15 protein-coding genes are annotated in these 19,487 nt (G+C 45.0%); 1 reads left to right on the top strand and 14 read right to left on the bottom strand.

What is annotated here, in order from left to right:
* Position 1: 1 nt before the first annotated feature.
* Both def and dnaG read right to left on the bottom strand, forming a co-directional pair.
* Positions 2 to 553 carry a peptide deformylase gene (def, locus tag G7Y46_RS03175; RefSeq protein WP_165060301.1) on the bottom strand — a complete coding sequence of 184 codons (552 nt, stop codon included), beginning with the start codon at positions 551 to 553 and terminating at the stop codon, positions 2 to 4.
* 90 nt (positions 554 to 643) lie between these two features.
* Positions 644 to 2,467: a DNA primase gene (gene dnaG / locus G7Y46_RS03180; RefSeq protein WP_241157030.1), complete on the bottom strand. Its 1,824-nt coding sequence runs from the start codon at positions 2,465 to 2,467 to the stop codon at positions 644 to 646.
* A 111-nt stretch (positions 2,468 to 2,578) separates the two neighbouring features.
* Here dnaG and G7Y46_RS03185 point away from each other — a divergent pair, with 111 nt between their 5' ends.
* Complete coding sequence (locus G7Y46_RS03185; RefSeq protein WP_165252414.1) at positions 2,579 to 3,808, top strand: HD domain-containing protein; 1,230 nt, start codon at positions 2,579 to 2,581, stop codon at positions 3,806 to 3,808.
* Here the strand turns inward: G7Y46_RS03185 and rnhA are convergent.
* The 12 genes from rnhA to serC form a co-directional block, all read right to left on the bottom strand.
* Positions 3,793 to 4,311 (bottom strand): ribonuclease HI, encoded by a 519-nt coding sequence (gene rnhA, locus G7Y46_RS03190; RefSeq protein ID WP_165252416.1) that lies wholly within the window; start codon positions 4,309 to 4,311, stop codon positions 3,793 to 3,795. The two genes, G7Y46_RS03185 and rnhA, sit on opposite strands and share 16 nt — an antisense overlap.
* A gap of 6 nt (positions 4,312 to 4,317) precedes the next feature.
* Complete coding sequence (locus G7Y46_RS03195) at positions 4,318 to 6,471, bottom strand: sodium-translocating pyrophosphatase (protein WP_165060310.1); 2,154 nt, start codon at positions 6,469 to 6,471, stop codon at positions 4,318 to 4,320.
* Between the two features lie 144 nt (positions 6,472 to 6,615).
* Positions 6,616 to 7,539: a riboflavin biosynthesis protein RibF gene (gene ribF / locus G7Y46_RS03200; RefSeq protein ID WP_241157031.1), complete on the bottom strand. Its 924-nt coding sequence runs from the start codon at positions 7,537 to 7,539 to the stop codon at positions 6,616 to 6,618.
* Entirely contained in the window at positions 7,523 to 8,530 is a 1,008-nt protein-coding gene (gene truB, locus G7Y46_RS03205) for a tRNA pseudouridine(55) synthase TruB (RefSeq protein ID WP_165252420.1), read from the bottom strand. Before truB ends, ribF begins: the two co-directional genes overlap by 17 nt.
* Positions 8,527 to 9,528 carry a bifunctional oligoribonuclease/PAP phosphatase NrnA gene (locus G7Y46_RS03210; protein ID WP_165252422.1) on the bottom strand — a complete coding sequence of 334 codons (1,002 nt, stop codon included), beginning with the start codon at positions 9,526 to 9,528 and terminating at the stop codon, positions 8,527 to 8,529. Before G7Y46_RS03210 ends, truB begins: the two co-directional genes overlap by 4 nt.
* A gap of 19 nt (positions 9,529 to 9,547) precedes the next feature.
* The gene (gene rbfA, locus G7Y46_RS03215) at positions 9,548 to 9,910 is read right to left on the bottom strand and encodes a 30S ribosome-binding factor RbfA (protein WP_241155941.1); all 363 of its coding nucleotides are present in this window, start codon (positions 9,908 to 9,910) and stop codon (positions 9,548 to 9,550) included.
* A 148-nt stretch (positions 9,911 to 10,058) separates the two neighbouring features.
* Positions 10,059 to 12,824 (bottom strand): translation initiation factor IF-2, encoded by a 2,766-nt coding sequence (gene infB, locus G7Y46_RS03220; protein WP_165252424.1) that lies wholly within the window; start codon positions 12,822 to 12,824, stop codon positions 10,059 to 10,061.
* Positions 12,825 to 12,864: 40 nt separating this feature from the next.
* Positions 12,865 to 14,109, bottom strand: coding sequence for a transcription termination factor NusA (nusA, locus tag G7Y46_RS03225; protein WP_241155942.1), 1,245 nt, complete (start codon positions 14,107 to 14,109; stop codon positions 12,865 to 12,867).
* Positions 14,110 to 14,123: 14 nt separating this feature from the next.
* Complete coding sequence (gene rimP, locus G7Y46_RS03230) at positions 14,124 to 14,588, bottom strand: ribosome maturation factor RimP (protein WP_165252426.1); 465 nt, start codon at positions 14,586 to 14,588, stop codon at positions 14,124 to 14,126.
* A 168-nt stretch (positions 14,589 to 14,756) separates the two neighbouring features.
* Positions 14,757 to 16,277 carry a 2-isopropylmalate synthase gene (locus tag G7Y46_RS03235; protein ID WP_165060325.1) on the bottom strand — a complete coding sequence of 507 codons (1,521 nt, stop codon included), beginning with the start codon at positions 16,275 to 16,277 and terminating at the stop codon, positions 14,757 to 14,759.
* Positions 16,278 to 16,356: 79 nt separating this feature from the next.
* Positions 16,357 to 17,934 (bottom strand): phosphoglycerate dehydrogenase, encoded by a 1,578-nt coding sequence (serA, locus tag G7Y46_RS03240; protein WP_165060327.1) that lies wholly within the window; start codon positions 17,932 to 17,934, stop codon positions 16,357 to 16,359.
* Between the two features lie 34 nt (positions 17,935 to 17,968).
* The gene (gene serC / locus G7Y46_RS03245) at positions 17,969 to 19,051 is read right to left on the bottom strand and encodes a 3-phosphoserine/phosphohydroxythreonine transaminase (RefSeq protein ID WP_165060329.1); all 1,083 of its coding nucleotides are present in this window, start codon (positions 19,049 to 19,051) and stop codon (positions 17,969 to 17,971) included.
* Between the last annotated feature and the right edge of the window lie 436 nt (positions 19,052 to 19,487).

The raw sequence follows: 19,487 nt of genomic DNA on the forward strand, positions 1-19,487 counted from the left end.
ATTATGCCTCCACCTCTACCATCGATTCTCCGGGCTTAGCACCCATAGCAAGAGCCTTATCATAAGCTTGAATGGCTTTTATGCGAACAGAGGGCTCGCAGGCTTCAAACAAAGTGCGCCCATCTAAATGGTCTATTTCATGCTGAAGACAGCGACCTAAAAGACCATCGCCTTCTATTTCCCACTCTTCACCGTCTAAATCAAAATAGCGCACGCGTGCCCAAGGCTGTCTAGCTACAGGAACACTAATTCCGGGACAAGACAAACATGCCTCTTTATCGACTACTTTATCACCGCGAAGTTCTTCCACTGTTGGATTAACAAGAAAAATTGGATTGCGCGTAGAAGCGTTTTCGCCATCCCAATCTACATCTATTACAACAAAGCGTATTTTCTTTCCAACTTGCGGTGCAGCGATGCCACATCCGTTATTTGCGTACATAATTTTCGCCATCTGCTTTCCTAGTTTTAGCAAATCGCGATCGCCTACAACGCACTCTTCACATACTTCCAGCAGACTAGGATCGGGCGATTGAACAATTTTCAGACTCATCAAACTCTCCTTGAATATCATGCGCCAATGTTTTAAGTAATATTGTGAATCGAACAGATAAAAGTGTCCATTGCATACGCCAAAAATCCGCTAAGATAAATTTCTTGTTTGACGCAGTTCAGTTAAACGGCGCTGCATGGCTACCAACTCATTAAACGCCGCATCTGCATCTTCTATATTCCCAGCAATTAATTTAGCCTTTAGGGCAGCCATAGCCTCTTCGCCGTCCCCTATAGATATTTCATTAGCTAAGTATGCCAGCTTATCAGCAGCGCTAGATCCATCCGACACTTCCGCTGCAGTTAAAATAGCCGGAGCATATTTACTGACTAGCGATGCCTTCGCTATTAAATCGGCAGCAGATATGCCGGGGTTTTCCATTAATGCTGCAACTATAGCATCCGCAATACAGCAATGCTGTTTATCGTGCCAACGAGTTTTTGACATAGTGTCAGCAAAACCTAAAGCTAAAAGTGGATTTTGCGCCGCCAATCCTAAAAATTCGCGTTCAAAGCGAAGGCGATTCATCTCTGCCTCTGGAAGCGTTGTTGTGCGCACTGTGTTTGGTTTCTCTGATTCCGGTACATAACTTTTGCGACTAGGTTGTTTAAGTGATGCCAATTTCTCAAGAGCATCGGCTTCCCTAACATGCACCATACCAGCAATTTGAGCTGCATAATCTTTAGCTAGCACCGATTCTTTTATCGGAATTAAAATCTGCAAGGCATCAACAAGAGCAGCACTACGTCCCTCTGCTGTTCCTATATCATGCTTTGCTATACGGCGCTCTATCCCATATACGATTAACGGTTTTGCATTTTGTAGCAAATCGTCTAACCCAGATTTACCATGCGCTGCTACAAATTCCGCAGGATCAAGCCCGTTCGGCAAAGTTACAGCACAAATTTCCATTTTTGTTTTACCGGCTTCAGGAGTCATAGCGTAGTCAATGAACTGCAACGCCCTTTCAGCTGCACGCTGTCCAGCTTCGTCGCCATCGAATAAGTAAACAATACGTCTACCTGCATGACGAGACAGCAGTCTTATATGTTGCATGGTTAACGCCGTTCCAAGCGTTGCTACAACATTGCGTATTCCAGCTTCATGTAATGCTATTACATCTGTGTAACCCTCAACCACTATCGCAGAGCCACTAGAAGCCATCTGCGTTTTTGCTTTGTCTAGTCCATACAAAACTTGCGATTTATGAAATATTGCCGTTTCCTGAGAGTTTAAATACTTCGGATTACCATCCCCAATAATTCTGCCGCCAAAAGCTATGCACTCGCCTGACGCATCGTTTATCGGAAACATAACTCTGTCAAAAAATCTATCGCGTATACGTCCGCTGGAATCGCGCGAAGCCACGTTGGCATCTAGCATTTCTTCAGCTTTAAAATTAAGCGATGTCAAATAATCTACAAGAGAAGCTGACCCGGGCGCATAGCCTAAGTTCCAATTCTTAGGCACATCGCCACCAAAATTACGACCAGCCAAATATTGTCTAGCACGCGCCGCGCCGCTAGACACACCGCGCATAAGTTGATTATGAAAGAAATCCGCCGCAGCTTTACACACATCGCGCAGACGCTGTTTATGACCTCGCGAAATTCCCTTTCCTTCAGTCTCTTCAATATCTACGTGCGCTTTGTCAGCTAAAAAATGTACCGCTTCAACAAATGTCATATCTTCAGCTTTCATTACATAGCTGAAAACATCGCCGCCTTCCCCACACCCAAAACAATGCCACAATTGCGTGTTTGGATCCACTTTGCATGAAGGCGTGCGCTCGCTATGAAAAGGGCAGCAACACCAAAAATCGCGACCGCGCTGGCGCATCTGCTGCCTTTCGGCAAACAGCGCCACAATGTCTGTAGCTTCACGAACTTTCTGTATGTCGCTATCGCTAATCATTTACAAATATTTACTCCTTAATCTCTAAACGAGAATCATAAAACACTACAACCAAGAAATTGAATATGAATGCTATCATTTCGAAAAAAGATATGAGCGGAGATAATTCATATGAGCAATTCACAAAAAGAAGAAATACCCTACCTTTCACTCGATCCAGAAATCGAAAAGTCAATAATAGCCGACAGAGCGGCGGGTAGGCTTCATCCGTTCCGCTTTCGCGATGAAAATGTAGTGCGTCGCTCAAGCAAAGAGCACGACCAAGCAACGCTAACTCGCCCTGCCTTCATGCGCGATGTAGAAAAAATTGTTAATCTTCCAGCCTATAATCGCTACTCCGGCAAAACGCAGGTTTTCAGCTTAGTAGAAAATGATGACATTTCACGACGCATGCTTCATGTTCAGCTAGTAAATCGAGTAGCGCAAGGAATAGGTACGCTACTAGGTTTGAATACGAATCTGATTGAGGCTATAGCGTTAGGTCACGACATAGGACATACGCCATTTGGGCATGCAGGAGAGCGCTATCTATCTGAAAGCTACCATAAACGCACAGGGCGCTACTTCCATCACAACGTGCACTCAGTTCGTGTACTAGACCAGCTCTACCCCAGAAATTTATCGCTACAGACACTAGATGGAGTTATTACTCATAATGGAGAATTTGCATGCCAAACACTTGAATGCGGCAATGTAGAAACATTTGAGCAGCTAGATGAAATGGTTGAGGCGTGCAATAAAGACGAACAGGTTATAGGCACATTGCGACCATCTACTTTAGAAGGATGCGTTGTACGCGTAAGCGATATGATTGCGTATTTAGGCAAAGACAGACAAGATGCGATAGAGATGGGTGTTATTGATTCGCTTGATATGTTCGACAGCTCTGTAATTGGACGCGACAATGCCCGCATTATTAACAATGTAACAGCAGATATAGTAAATAATAGCTACGGTTCTAATAAAATTGCCATGAGTCGAGAGGTTTTCGATGACTTAAAGCTGGCGAAACGTCAAAATTATCAGGTTATATATTCGCAGGAGGGCATACTTGATAAACCGGACAATGTCGTGGAAACCATGTTTGAGGAAATGTATGCGCGCCTATTAGATGATTTAGTAAAAGAGCGCCATGAATCGCCAATTTTTAGACAACACGTAAAATCGCTTGTAAAAATGTCACATTCGCTAACAGCGGACGCTTATCTATCGCAAGAGCCGAACCGCATCGTTGCCGACTATATAGCTTCCATGACTGATAATTACTTCATGAACATGTATGCCCGCTTATTCCCAAATAGCAAAAGACGCATCCAGAAAGATTACTACGATGCGGACTGATCCAAATTGAAAGAAGTCTGATTTAGGCCTTCATATTCTATGTCAATTTCTAAATTTCTAGAGTCTGCCGCCTCGGTAGCAAGCCTGTCGCACTCTTCGTTGTAATTGTTGCCTGCATGACCGCGCACCCAATTAAATGTAACATTATGCGGTGTCATAGCTAAGAGCAATCGCTTCCATAAATCTACATTTTTAATGGGCGTAGATTTAGTTTTTTTCCAGCCACAATCCTGCCATTTAGCAATCCATCCTTTATTGAATGCATTGCATACATACTGCGAATCGGTGTATACATCTACTTTGCATGGCTGATTTAAGACTTCAAGCGCAGCTATAACGCCAAGAATCTCCATACGATTATTGGTAGTTAAACGAAAACCTTTAGAAAGGCGCATTTCGTAATTCTTCCCATCAGCGCCTTTATACAGCAGAAGCGCGCCGTAACCGCCATTTCCCGGATTACCGCGCGCGCTGCCATCTGAATATAGTGTAACTTGCTTCAATTCAAACTAGAACATCATCTGTATAGTAATAAACAGAGGACTAAAAGTAAGTGCCACGATAGTCATTAAATTAATAAGAATGTTCATTGAGGGACCAGACGTATCCTTGAAAGGATCGCCCACAGTATCGCCCACAACGGCAGCCTTATGAGCTTCACTACCCTTACCGCCAAAGTTGCCCTGTTCTATGTATTTCTTAGCGTTATCCCAAGCGCCACCCGAATTCGACATGAATATAGCCATCAACATACCAGTAGCAACAGCTCCTGCAAGGAAGCCGCCTAGCATAGCCGGATCAATGCATCCGATTACAATTGGCACCACAATTGCAATTATGCCCGGGGTCATCATTTCGCGAAGTGCAGATGTAGTTGAAATAGCCACACACTTATCGTATTCAGGCTCGGCTTTGTATTCCATAATTCCGGGTATTTCGCGGAATTGACGACGAACTTCCTCAACCATTGCATGCGCTGCGCGCGAAACTGCGCCCATAGTAAGTGCTGCAAACATGAAAGGCATCATTGCGCCTATAAAAATACCAGCCACGATAAGTGGATCTGTAAGCGCAAGTTCAAATTCTGGCAAATAATTGTGCATTGTTGCTTGATAGGATACGAAAAGCGATATTGCAGATAGACCAGCACTAGAAATAGCGAAGCCCTTAGCAATAGCGGCAGTTGTATTGCCTACAGCATCAAGCGCGTCGGTACGATCGCGTACTTCTTCGGGAAGACCAGCCATTTCAGCTATGCCACCAGCATTGTCAGCCACAGGACCGTATGCGTCAACACCGATTGTTATAGCAGTATTTGAAAGCATGCCAGTAGCAGCAAGACCAACACCATAAAGACCAACAGCAATAGTTTTTTCGACACCTAATCCAGCTAGCGGGAAAGCCATATTGCCGCATACAAATGCGCCTATTATGGCAAGCGCTACTAAGATTATCGGAGCAATAGTTGACAGCATACCGGTAGACAGACCTTCAATAATTACAGTTGCCGCACCGGTTTCTGCGCTTTCGGCAATTTTGTGAACCGGTTTGTAATGATCGGAGCAGAAATACTCTGTAATCTTGCCTATAGCAAGACCGGCGACCAAACCACATATAACCGAACCAAACAGCCACACGGGTTGAGAAACAACAGATTGATTACTCCAGATTAGGAATATGCAGAGTATTATTACAATTTCTATACCGGCAGCAACATAAGTACCACGATTTAGCGCCTTATGCAGATCGGCGCCTTCCTTGGTGCGTACTGCAAACAAACCTATTATTGAAGTAATAATGCCGCATGCCGCTATAACAACCGGAGTAACAATAGCCCAAATTAAATCTCCGCCAACAAAGTAGCCACCAAGTGCACCAAACGTTACCGCAAGAATTGTAGGAGCTAAAATAGAGCCAGTATAGCTCTCAAACAAGTCAGCACCCATTCCGGCAACATCGCCTACATTATCGCCCACATTATCAGCTATGGTTGCAGGATTTCTCGGATCATCTTCGGGAATGCCTGCCTCTACCTTACCAACAAGGTCGGCACCAACGTCGGCTGCTTTTGTATAAATGCCGCCACCAACACGAGCAAATAGAGCCACAGCAGACGCTCCAGTTGCAAAGCCTTCCACCATGCCGATATGCTCGTGCGCAATATCCATAGTGAACTTATAAGCGAGTTCTAGGTCGAACAGGTTAATGCCGGAGAATACCATAACTATCAACCAAAGCGACAAACCCATCAGCGCAAACGAGGCAACGCAAAGCCCCATGGTAAGACCACTACGGAAACTAACCGTAAGAGCTTTGGCAACAGAAGTTTCTGCAGCATACGCTGTTCTGGTATTAGCGCGAGTAGCAACATGCATACCAACATATCCGGCAGCCGCCGACAGCAAACCACCAGTAATGAATGCTAGAGCTGTAACCCACGACAAAGCAATCGCCATAACTATGGCAACTACCACCATAAAAATGATGAGCAGCTTATATTCGCTCATCAAAAACGCTTTCGCACCTTGTTGTATCTTCTTGGAGATACCGTTCATTTTGTCAGAACCCGGGTTTTGTTTTAAAACCCAATTTCCGAGGTAGGTTGCCACTAATATGCCAACTAAGGCACATACAGGAGCAAGCCAAGCTATAGCTGTTGTCACATCTCCTCCTAAGGTTAAGCCTTGAGTGACGTTGTGGTCTTGTGGCTGAAACGCAATTACAGCCGCAAGACAGCAACAACATGATTTTATCGGTTGTTAGCTACTATACATGTTAAAGGATTGTATATGCAGCTAAATATGTTGCTAAAGGCTCTTTTTTACATAGGATATATCGTGCTTAATAGTTGCCACCAACCTATCAACACTATCAAAGCGCTGCATAGGGCGAATATAATCAATAAATTCAAGCACTAGTTCTTTGCCGTAAATATCACCATCAAAATCTAAAATATGAGCCTCTATATTCGACTCTGCAATGTCTTCAAATGTTGGCGATATTCCAACAGAAACCGCAGCCTTGTATCGCTTTTTATCCAAAACTGCATACGCGGCATACACGCCACTACCCAATACGCGCATGTTGGTAGGTATTTTAAGATTAGCCGTTCGTATACCCATTTCGCGTCCAGCTTCACGCCCGCGAACAACATTTCCTTCAAGTGTATACGGATGTCCTAAAAGTTCTCGGGCGCATACCACATTGCCGTCTTCAAGTAATCCACGTATTCTCGTAGATGAAATGCGAACACCACCAAAAGTTAGAAGATCGTGTGCACAAACAGAAACATCATATTCAGCTGCCCATTTCCGCAAATCTGCCACAGTGCCCGCTGCAGCTTTACCAAATCTAAAATCGCAGCCAACATGTATAGCAACAACAGCGGCATTTGAAAACACGGCATCTAAGAATTCCTCTGGAGACTTACATGCCATATCTCTTTCAAACATAAGAACAGCAACTTTATCTGCACCCGTTTCAGATAAAGCCGAAATACGCTGGGTATTGCTCATTATTTTTCGGAAATTTTCACCCTTAAATATTTCGTCAGGATCTACGCTAAACGTAATAATAACGCACGGAACTTTTCTTGCTTTGGCATCTTCCAAAGCTTTATTTATTATGGCTTTATGTCCTAAATGAATGCCGTCGAAGACACCTATGGCACACACACATCCTGAAAGACGTATATCTGCCGAAGATATACCAAGCTCAAATACCTCTGCCACGACTAACCCCATTCTGAAAAACACATTCGGCTCTTAAAAGACAATTCGAAACATCAACTCTGTATATTGCCAACAGCATATTTGCGCGCACCACACTAATAGCGCACCCATCGATAGGCGCATCACAACATTCAACTAAACCAGACGTGCACGAACAAGCATGTTCCTTCCAAGACACAGCAGGATATTCATAAAATATTTGGTCATTCAAAGGGAAAGACATGCCATTTCTTATTCTCTTTTCATTTGCTTCATCTACAAAAACTATAGGGAAACCGAGCGCCTGCACCGGGTCTATCGAAGCGCCTAGCCCAATTCTTTCCAGCGTCTCTAGCGTTACGCAATCGTCAATTTGAAGCAAACCTGCCGATGTGCGTCTTAGTGCTTGAAGATGTGCGGCGCTACCGCACGCATTGCCTATATCACGTGCTAATGAACGTATATAAGTACCTTTGGATACATGAAACATTAAACGCCAAGCTACAACGCCATCCGTTTCCAATATATCAAGCAAACGCGCCTCGTATACTTCAATATCGCGTGGATCTAGTTGAACCACGTTTCCTCTGCGCGCTTCATCACATGCTTTCTTACCGTTGCGCTTCAGCGCTGAATATATCGGAGGAATCTGTTTTATGCAGCCAGTAAATCGCTCAAGAACCGACATAGCAAATCCGCTATCAAGCACTTCTCTTGGCACAGCAGATTGACGAATAACCTTACCTTTCGCATCGTCTGTGTCTGTTGCGCTACCAAATGCAACAACTGCTTCATAGCGCTTGTCGTGACCAGACATATATCGATTCAGGCGCGTTGCAGAACCTACCAAAATTGGCAGTACACCCGTAGCCATAGGGTCAAGTGTGCCAGCGTGCCCTACCCGCCTTTCATTAAAAATACGTCTGCAGCGACCAACTACATCATGTGATGTAAGATCTTTCGGCTTATCAACACCTATAACAAGGCTAAGCCCCGCCTCTCCGCGCTTCAATTATTACCCTCGCAAAAAACTTGGCATAGCGCTTTTTCAACCATACGTACAGCTTTATCTAGCGGCTCATATAGTGTGAACCCTGCTGCTGCTTTGTGTCCACCGCCACCGAAGCGCTTTGCTATAGCAGATACGTCGGTTGTATCTTTTGATCGAAAACTGCCACGAACTTGCTTGCCTTCATCGCGCAACATAGCAGCCACTTTAACGCCATCAATAGAGCGCAGCGTATTGATAAGCTGCTCACAATCAGACTTAACAGCACCTGCGCGCTTCATTTCGTCTTGAGTAATAAAACTAAGAGCAACACATCCATCACATATGAAGCGCATATTGCTTATGGCTGCTGCTTCAAGTTGTATGGAAGCCAATGTAGCACGCTGAAAAAACTCTGCCGATATAAACGCCGGATCTGCACCAGCTTCTACCATTTCGCAAGCTGCTCTAAAAGCGCGCAAATCGGCATTTTGATACTGAAACCTGCCAGTATCGGTCATTAATCCGGTATATGCACAAGTTGCTATATCTTTAGTTAAATCTACCCCTAAATGTTTTATAGTCTCCCACACAAGCATACTAGTTGACGCAGCATCTGGATCGGTATAACTAAGATGAGTCTCGCGCTCATCTACAGCATGGTGATCAATAGTTATTGTAAGAGAAGCGCTCTGTCTAATCTTCGACGCATCCTCACCCAATCTTCGCGCATTAGGAACATCAACTTGCACAAACACATCGCAAGTACCTTCAAATGAAGCTGCTGGTATCAATTCTTCAAAACCCGGAAGAAATTCGAAACTTACACCTAGCTTGTCAGCGCTAGCTAAAAGCACCACAACTTCTTTTCCTAGTTGCGCTAGTGCGCAACGCAACGCTAATTGCGACCCAATACAGTCGCCATCAGGACTAACATGACCGCATATACAAATACGGTCATGTTTCAAAAGGGCTTCCGCTATCTCGTTAAGCGTTGTATTAGTTTGTGGAGTTACCGCCATAGCTTATCGAATTCCTTGCCTACTCCACTGTATTGCCGTATGCAGCTTGTCGTTCTTTTTCAGCATTGATGAACTGTTCAAGCTTTTCTGCCGCATCTACTGTTTCGTCCAAGTGAAAGCGCAACTCTGGCGCTTGCTTCCAATCAAGCCTTTTTGCCATCAGGGAGCGAATATGACCCTTTGCAGCGCTAAAAGCAGCTTCTACGTCTGTATACCTATTGGGCTCAGATGTGTAGTAAACATCGCAGTATGCACGATCAAAGCTAACATTACATCCGGTAATAGTAACCATCTGTAATCTTGGGTCAGATATATCAAATAGCATAATGTTTGAAATTACTTCGCGTGCCCGTTCATCAACTTTACGATTGCCTTCTTTCACTGAAATCACCTCACAATTCAATCAGCAACATTAAGAATTCGCAGCGCGTCAGAATTCCTTAAAGGCTAAAACCTAGATGAACCAAGCGACCTTGCGTTATGCCAAAAATACTTCTTCTTATGCAAAAACAAGGTCGCTATAAAAGTTCTTATTCGGTACGCTCTACTTCTTTAACAGTATACCCTTCGATAGTATCGCCAACTTTTACATCTTGGTAACCTGCGATGCCAATGCCGCATTCAAAACCACGCGAAACGCTCTTAACATCATCTTTGAAGCGACGAAGACTTTCTATAGTACCCTCGTAAATAACAGTGCCATCGCGCACAACACGCACATTATTATCGCGACTGATTTCGCCTTCTATAACATAGCAGCCAGCAATTGTACCAACCTTGGGAACCTTGAAGGTTTCACGTATCTCGGCGATGCCAGTGTCTTCTTCTACGATATCGGGAGAAAGCAATCCCACCCTAGCTTGATTAATATCTTCTATTGCCTGATAAATAACACGATACAGGCGAATGTCTACCTTTTCTTTTTCGGCTTGCTGGCGGCTTTTACCAGTTGGACGCACATTAAAACCAATAATAATAGCATCGGATGCCGCCGCCAAAGTTACATCTGTTTCAGTTATGCCACCAACAGCAGAGTGAACAATATTGATGCGAACTTCAGATTGATCCATCTTATCGAAAGCATCACGCAATGCCTCAATTGAACCTTGCACGTCCGCTTTCACAATAAGATTGAGGTCGGTTTGCTTGCCTTCCTCAATTCGGCTAAACAAATCGTCTAAGCTCATATGAGATGCATGGCGCTGTTCAGCCACACGCTCACGCAATTGCCTTTCCTCTGCCAGCTTACGCGCGTCGCGTTCATCTGCAAACACACGGAACTCATCACCTGCAACAGGAACGGAATTCAAGCCTAATATCTCAACCGGATCGGCAGGCATAGCAGCTTCAACATGTTCGCCATGCGGGTTAACCAATGCGCGAACGTGCCCATAAGATGTTCCAGCCACCACAGCATCTCCCGGATGTAAAGTACCACGCTGGATAAGCACCGTAGCTACAGGTCCGCGACCTTTATCCAAATTAGCTTCAATAACAAAGCCGGACGCAAGCGCATCGGGATTAGCCTTCAGCTCTAACACGTCGGCTTGCAAAATAATAGTTTCCAGCAGATCGTCAATGTATAGACGTTTCTTTGCAGAAACCTCTACAAACATATTTTGCCCGCCCCATTCCTCTGGAATAACCTCATATTCGGTTAATTCCTGACGAACACGATCGGGGTTGGCTCCATCTTTATCTATTTTATTTACAGCAACAACAATAGGAACATCAGCAGCTTTTGCGTGATTGATAGCTTCTATTGTTTGAGGCATAACGCCGTCATCTGCTGCTACGACCAAAACGATAATATCGGTTACTTGTGCACCACGCGCACGCATGGCAGTAAATGCCTCATGACCGGGAGTATCGATAAAAGTTATCTGTCGCCCGTTTATATCAACAACAGATGCACCTATATGTTGTGTTATGCCACCAGCTTCACTTGCAACTACGCCAGTATCTCTAATAGCGTCAAGTAGCGAAGTCTTACCATGATCAACATGACCCATAACAGTAACTACAGGCGGTCTTGGCTTCAAATCGTCTTCTGTATCGTTGTACACAACAGCGTATTCTTCTTCTGGAGAAACAATACGCACTTTGCGATCCATATCGTCTGCCACAATATCGATCAAATCGTCACTCATAGACTGAGTTAATGTAAGCGCTTGTCCCAGCAAGAATAGACGCTTAATAATGTCATTTGGTTGAACATTTAACAATTCGGCTAGCTTGCCAACCGTTGCACCTTGCGGAACCTCAACCACCGAATCATCCAGCACAAGCGTGGGGTCTATACCGCGCTCTATAGCCTCAGCCTCTGCACGCTCTCTAGCCTCTGCTTCACGCTTTTCCTTGCGCTTCTTGCGTCTACCTTCGCCCTCGTGGGTAGTTGCCGCCTCTACAGCTGCTCGCGCTTCTGCAAGAACCTTGTCACGCTGTAATTTTTCAGCTTGAACCGCCATTTGCGCATAGCGATCTTCACTTTGATTTTCTTGTTCAGTTTCTAATTCGGGAACATACTGAGCTTTATTCTTATTTCGCTTGTGCTTTCCGCGTTTTTGATTCTGATGTTCTGTCTTCTGCGCCGGCGCTGGCTTTTTCTGCGACTGCATACGCTGTGTTTCAGATTCTATCTGCGATAGCAAAGAGCTAAACCGTGTGTTTTCAGCAGGCGTAGATACCGGTGCAGCCACATGCTCGTGTTGTGGCTGCGCTTCTGCGGCTTTTGCCTGCGACTTTTTACCTCTGCTGCGCAGAGCTTCTTCTACCGCTTGTTTTTTAGCCACCTCAGCGCGTGCCTTTTCAGCGCGCGCACGTGCACGTGCTTCCTTACGTTCGCGCTCTACGCGCTCTTTTTCAGACTCTATCTGGCTAGCTAAGCTATCAAAACTAGAGCTCTTAGTCTCAATCTTGCGCACTTTACGCGGGGCGGGTGCTTCCTTTTCCTCCTCTTTTTGTTGAGGAGCATCTTCACCACGCGCAGCTCTTGCAGCCTCACGCGCAGCACGCTCCGCCTCAACAGCCGCACGCCTAGCAGCCTCTTCTTCAGCTTTCTGCTTTGCGCTTTCTGCCTGCTCTTTCTCTAAAGCCTTCTTCGCTTTAGCGTCAAGCTCACCAGCACGCTGAAGTATCGCAGGCTCTATATTCTTGCGGATTGCCTCTACATCCGCATCGGTTAGCACACTAGCATGCGACTTTGCTGCTATCTTCATTTCGCGAAGCTTCGCAAGCATGTCTTTGCTGGACATGTTAAATTCTTTCGCTAACTCATGTACGCGCATAGCGACCATATATCACTCCATTCAAGCTTCGCTTCAAGCTGCATCAATCTTAAACCAGCGCCTCTTCCTCAGCGCCCGCATGTACCCCACAATACTTCGAACCCGGACGCGCATGATTGCGACAACGCGTACCATCTTCGCTAACATAGATGCAGAATTCGTCTTCTGTTTCCTCTTCATCTATCAGGATATTTTCATCTACAAGCGATTCACCTGACATACTAGAAGAGCGAATATCTATATGCCACCCTGTTAGTCGCGCTGCAAGACGCGCATTTTGCCCTTCTTTACCAATAGCAAGCGATAACTGATCGTCGGGCACCACAACAGTAGCATAATGGTTTTCTGGGTCTATAGTAACGCTTTGTACCTTAGCAGGTGACAGAGCATTTGCAACATATACACTAGGATCTTCACTCCACTGTATAACGTCAACACGCTCGTTGCGCAATTCTTCTACAACCATACGCACACGGCTGCCTTTTGGACCAACGCACGCACCTACTGGGTCTAGGTTGCTCTCTCGCGAATCGACAGCAACCTTAGAACGAGCGCCGGGTTCGCGGGCAATAGATTTGATCTCAACCACACCTTCATATATTTCAGGAACTTCAATTTCGAATAGACGCCTAATTAAGTCGGGGTGGGTACGCGATACCACAATTGAAGGTTTCGCCTGCTCTCCCCTTACACGCGGTGCATCAGAAGATGGGTCGCGCACTTCAATTATAAGCACCTTTAAGCGCTGATTATGGCGATAATGCTCATTAGACGGACGCTCGTTGCGCTCGTTGGGATTACGCTTCAAATCGTAGTGCGGGAGTTCTGCTTCAACGCCATCACGTATTTTTACGATAGTGAAGTCGGGTGTGCCCTGTAAAACCGTTCCCGTAATAAGATCGCCCACACGACCAGAAAACTCTTCATATATGGTCTGCCGAGTTGCGTCACGAACGATAGCAGCTATTACGCTTTTGGCATTCTGAGCTGCGATACGACTTACATTCTCGGGCGTTACATCGCGCTCTTCGAAGTCGTGATAAACAAGCTCTACATCTCCGGTTTCTTCATCTTCCACTTCTTCTGGTTCACCAATAGGTACAAGTTCGTATACATAGATTTTGCCAGTTTGGCGATCAATTGTGACGCGCGCATCGTATTCCAAATCTAGAATGCGCTCGTAACTCTTTGCAAGTGACTCCTCTAACCGCTCTATGATATAAAATTCGTCAATCTTGCGCTCATGCGCTAACAATTGCAACGCTTCAATCAATGAGCTTTCTGATTCGGACACGTTTTCTCCTTCGCTTAAAAAACTATTTCTCCAATTAAATTGGCTCTTTTTATAGCCTCAAAAGGTATACAAACTTCTCCGTTATCAGTCGTAAGTACAAGACTTTCGCCTCGGAAAGGTTCTATCGTACCTTTGAAATTTGACCTACCATCTATTGGCGCAGCCGTCCGAACATTTGCACGGCTTCCAACAAAACGCTCAAAATGTGCACGTGTACGTAGCGGTCTATCTATGCCGGGCGACGATACTTCCATCGTATATGCTCCCGGAAACGGGTCTATAACATCTAGCATTTCGCCCATCCAAGCCTGAGCAGACGAGAGTTCATCGAAACTAACTCCACCATCGGCATCGATATAGATACGTATGATAGGAGCGCGCTTAGCGCCAATTATCTCGATAGTAACTATTTCGATTCCCTCTTGTGCTGCACGCGGCTCAAGCGCGCACAATAGCTTCTGTTCTTTCGATGTGAGCATTTCTCCCTTTCTGGCTTCCGCCTTCTGACAATAAAAAAAGCGGGACAAGCCCACTTTTCAAAGAAAACGAAAAGTCTTTATACATACCTGCGCACTGAATAGATAATATCACAGCCCGCCACATTATCCAAGTGAATATATGCGACGAACTGTGATTTCGATAAACGCTTAGTGGCGCTCTCCTATTAGACGATTTAGGGCATTTAAATACGCTTTTGCAGACGACACGATTATGTCGCCATCAGCACCACGACCGGTATACATTTCGCCATTTTTGGCTTTCACGCGCACCGTAACTTCACCCAATGCATCAATTCCGCGCGTAACCGACTGCACTGAAAATTCGGTAAGGTCTGCGTTTATGCCTATTATGCTATCGATTGCTTTATAGGCTGCATCCACCGGACCCGTGCCCCACTCACATTTTGTAATAACATCACCCTCGGGGTCTTGGATAGTAACGGTAGCTGTGGGTTTCAGCGGGAAACCGCAACTTATCTGCACGCTCTCAAGGGAATATAGCGCTGTTTCTTCGCGATCGCGCTCGTTTACAAGGCTTTCCAGATCTTCGTCGTAAATTTCCTTCTTCTTGTCTGCCAAATTCAAGAATGCCTCGTATAACTCATCAAGTTTTTCGCCATCAAATTCATATCCGAGCTCTTCAAGACGATGCTTCAGTGCCGCATGCCCACTTCGAGCTGTAAGAACAATCTGACTTTCGCCAGCACCAACATCGGCAGGATCAATTATTTCGTAAGTATCGCGCTTCTTTAGTACACCATCTTGGTGTATTCCAGAAGAATGCGCGAACGCATTTGCGCCTACAATCGCCTTATTAGCCTGAACATTCATACCCGTGATAGTAGAAACAAGCCTACTTGCCTTCATAAACTCACGAGTATTTATATCAGTATGCGCATCAAGTTCTTCTCCGTGCATACGCATAGCCATAACAACTTCTTCCATGGCAGTATTGCCCGCGCGTTCACCAAGACCATTTATAGTACACTCAATCTGTCGCGCACCATTTGCAACACCAGCCATAGCAAGAGCTGTTGCCATACCCAAATCGTTGTGGCAATGCACAGCTATAGTAACGTTTTCAATTCCAACCACATTATCTACAAGATATTTAATGCGCTGCCCAAATTCCTCCGGCAATGAATAGCCAGTAGTATCAGGAATATTAACAACGGTAGCACCAGCATCAACAACAGATTGAATCATGCGAACAAGAAAATCGTAATCAGATCGTCCGGCATCTTCTGCATAAAACTGAACATCGTCTACATATTGCTTTGCACACTTCACAGCAGCCACAGCGCGCTCTACAGCTTCATCGGGAGTAAGCCGAAGTTTGTCGCGCATATGGCTTTCAGATACGCCAATGCCTGTATGAATGCGTGGACGTTTGGCATATTTCAGTGCATCAGCCGCCACAACAATGTCTTTTTCAACCGCACGCGTTAGAGCTGCTACTGTAGCATTATCACCCGCAAGCTCTGAAATCTTACGCACACTCTCAAAATCACCGGGGCTAGAAATTGGAAATCCAGCTTCTATTACGTCCACATTCAAACGCAGCAATTGTCGCGCTATAACTAATTTTTCCTCGGTGTTCATAGAAGCGCCGGGCGATTGTTCGCCGTCGCGCAGCGTAGTGTCGAAGATGTCAATCTTGCGAGTCATACGCATCCTCCGTTCTCCCAAAATAAATGCAGGCCGTCAATAAAACGACTGCCTGCATAATATCAAAGTAAGTAATATATTATAGACGTATGTGCCAGAGGTTCTTCAAGTCTATTGATTCACGAAGCTCATTAAGTACTGCGTCGGTAACTTCGCCCTCTACATTCATGTAAACAAGCGCACACTTTTCCTCAGATTTAGTTCCAATCTGCATAGTGGTTATATTCACATCAGCGGCACCTAAAATCGTGCCTATTATGCCTACTCTACCGGGGGCATCAATATACTCAAATGCAAGCGATTGCGCCGCAGGAGCAATATCAATTTTGTATCCCATAAGCGAAATAATGCGCGGAAGCATATCTATTCCGTATAAAGTAGCCGCTATTTCTACGCCATCAGCTTTTATGCGTACAGCAGATGCAAATTCCTGAGCATCATCACAAGAATGTGTCTCCACTTTCATGCCGTGACGCTCAGCCATCAAGCGTGCATTATCAGGCATAGCAGAGCCTACCTGCTTATATGAAAGTATGCCATCTACAACTCCCGCAACTAACATATCCGGGTCTGCATCAGCGATTCTGCCCTCTAACTGCACCAACAACCGTTTGGGAATGCGTTTCAATATGCTTGAAGCCATGCGTCCAACCATTCGACAAGCTGGCATATAAGGACGCAATCTATCCATTACCTCAGGTGGCAAACCAGTAGCGTTTATTGCTGTAGGAACTATTGAACCTTCAAGCCCAGCCCACACGTATTCGGCAATTTGCTCGCCGGCGCGCACCTGAGCTTCTTTTGTAACAGCATTCACATGTGGCGTTAGTATCGCATTCGGTAGTTCATGTAGCGGACTAGAATAGCAAGGCTCTTCGGGGAATATGTCTATAGCCGCTGCACTTATTTTGCCAGCAGCTACAAAATCAGCCAGTGAATCCATGTTCAAAATGCTAGCTCGTGCGCAGTTGATCAGAACTACGCCATTCTTCATGGCTGCAAATTCCTTCGGTCCAAACATGCCAACTGTTTCTTCAGTTTTCGGCAAATGCAGGGTTATGAAATCGGCGCGAGGAAGCACGTCTTCTACACTGTTGAACAAAGTAACATCAAGTTGCATTGCGCGATCGGGACTGCAATACGGATCGTAGGCGATAAGATTCATGCCAAACGCCTTCGCCCTTTCAGCCACAAGACTGCCAACGCGACCTAGACCGAATATCGCAAGTGTCTTGCCGTAAAGCTCACTTCCCATGAAATCGCGCCTATCCCACTTGCCGCTGTGCATAGACGCATTTGCTTGAGGAATTTTTCTGACAGACGATAAAAGCATTGCCATAGCAAATTCAGCTGCAGAAATTATGTTCGATGTAGGTGCATTGCATACAACAATTCCGTGAGAATTGGCGGCATCTATATCTATATTGTCAACAGTAACACCAGCGCGACCAATAATTTTAAGATTCTTCGCTGCATCTATAACCTGCGAAGTAACATGAGTAGCAGAGCGCACAATAAGGGCATCGTATTCCCCTATTTGCTCTACAAGCTGCTCGGAGGAAAGCTCTAACTTTTCGTCCACCTGAAAACCGCGCCTACGCAGTATATCTATTCCCTCGTCGGCTATTTTTTCAGTAATTAGAATCTTCTTGGTCATTGTATGTCCTTAATTTTGGGAAACAAATACTTGGCTACAAGTTTTCCTTTTCAAATTGACCCATGAAATCGACAAGTGCTTGCACTCCAGCTTTAGGCATAGCATTATAAATACTAGCGCGCATTCCACCAACAGAGCGATGACCTTTAATCGATTCGATATTGTGATTCTTGCATTCTGCAACAAATTTTGCATCTAAATCAGCGTCGCCAGTTATGAACGGCACATTCATCAAAGAGCGACAGTCTTTGCGTGCGGTGCCTTTAAATAGCTTAGACTGATCTAGGAATTCATATAGCAGCGCCGCCTTTTCTTCATTCTTTTGCTTCATTGCCGAAAGACCGCCCATGTTTTTCAGCCATTTGAAAACTAAGCCGCAAACATATATACCCCAGCAAGGCGGTGTGTTTGACAAGCTTTTAGCATTAGCTTGAGTAAGATAACGCATAATAGTAGGAGTAGCCGGATTAACGTCTTCACGAACAAGATCTTCACGAACTATAACTATAACAACACCCGCCGGACCTACATTTTTCTGTACGCCACCATAAATCAGACCATAATCAGAAACGTTCATAGGCTCTGAAAGGAACATAGAAGACACATCTGAAACCAGCGGGATATTACCCGTGTTGGGCAATTTCGGATAACGCGTACCGTAGATTGTTTCGTTTTGACATATATATACATAATCGGCATCATTGGAAAATTTCAAAGAGTCCACGTCGGGCACATAGCTAAAATTCTCATCTTCACTAGATGCAACACAACGGGCATCACCATATATTTTTGCTTCCTTAAATGCCTTTTTTGACCAAGAGCCAGACACAATATAGTCAGCCACGCCATTTTTCATCAAATTCATAGGGATAGCAGCAAATTGCTGTGTTGCGCCACCCTGCAAAAACAACACATGGTAATTGTCGGGAATTGCCATCAATTCGCGAATATCAGCTTCCGCAGTTTCAATTATTTCAGCAAATGCTTTTGAACGATGGCTCATCTCCATTACCGACATGCCTGTACCGTTGTAATCCAACATGCCTGCCTGTGCTTCACGCAACACTTCTTCTGGCAAAACTGCAGGACCTGCCGAGAAATTGTAAACTCTACCCATTGCGAGATGCTCCTTCGCTCGTCTTGATAAGAATGCGCCTATTGTAGCGCTAATTAATTCTTATACGCTGCGAGCAGCGCAGAAAGAGCGGCATATGGTAAGCGCATGCATAGAATTAGACATAAGAACACTGCAAATAGCTATTTGGATGGCTGTCTCCTATGCAATACCGCAGGAACTTCTAATCTGCTGCTTAAAAGCGTCAGCATCGCCCGAGGCTAATGTCATGCATTTGTCAGCTTTCTGCAAGATTTACATTCATTAAAAGTTGCAACTATGAGGATTTGAGATGTCAATAGGTGTTGCAATCAGTTGGTTTTGTGCCAAGGTTTGTATGTCACTTGATATCGCATTTTTGATACACAGATATAAGGTTTGCTATCTAGTCTTGATTAGAAGATTTATAAATTTTCTAGAGAAAGAATAGATTGCTATG

It is taken from the genome of Adlercreutzia sp. ZJ304 (assembly GCF_011039075.1).
Classification (GTDB): Bacteria; Actinomycetota; Coriobacteriia; order Coriobacteriales; family Eggerthellaceae; genus Adlercreutzia_A.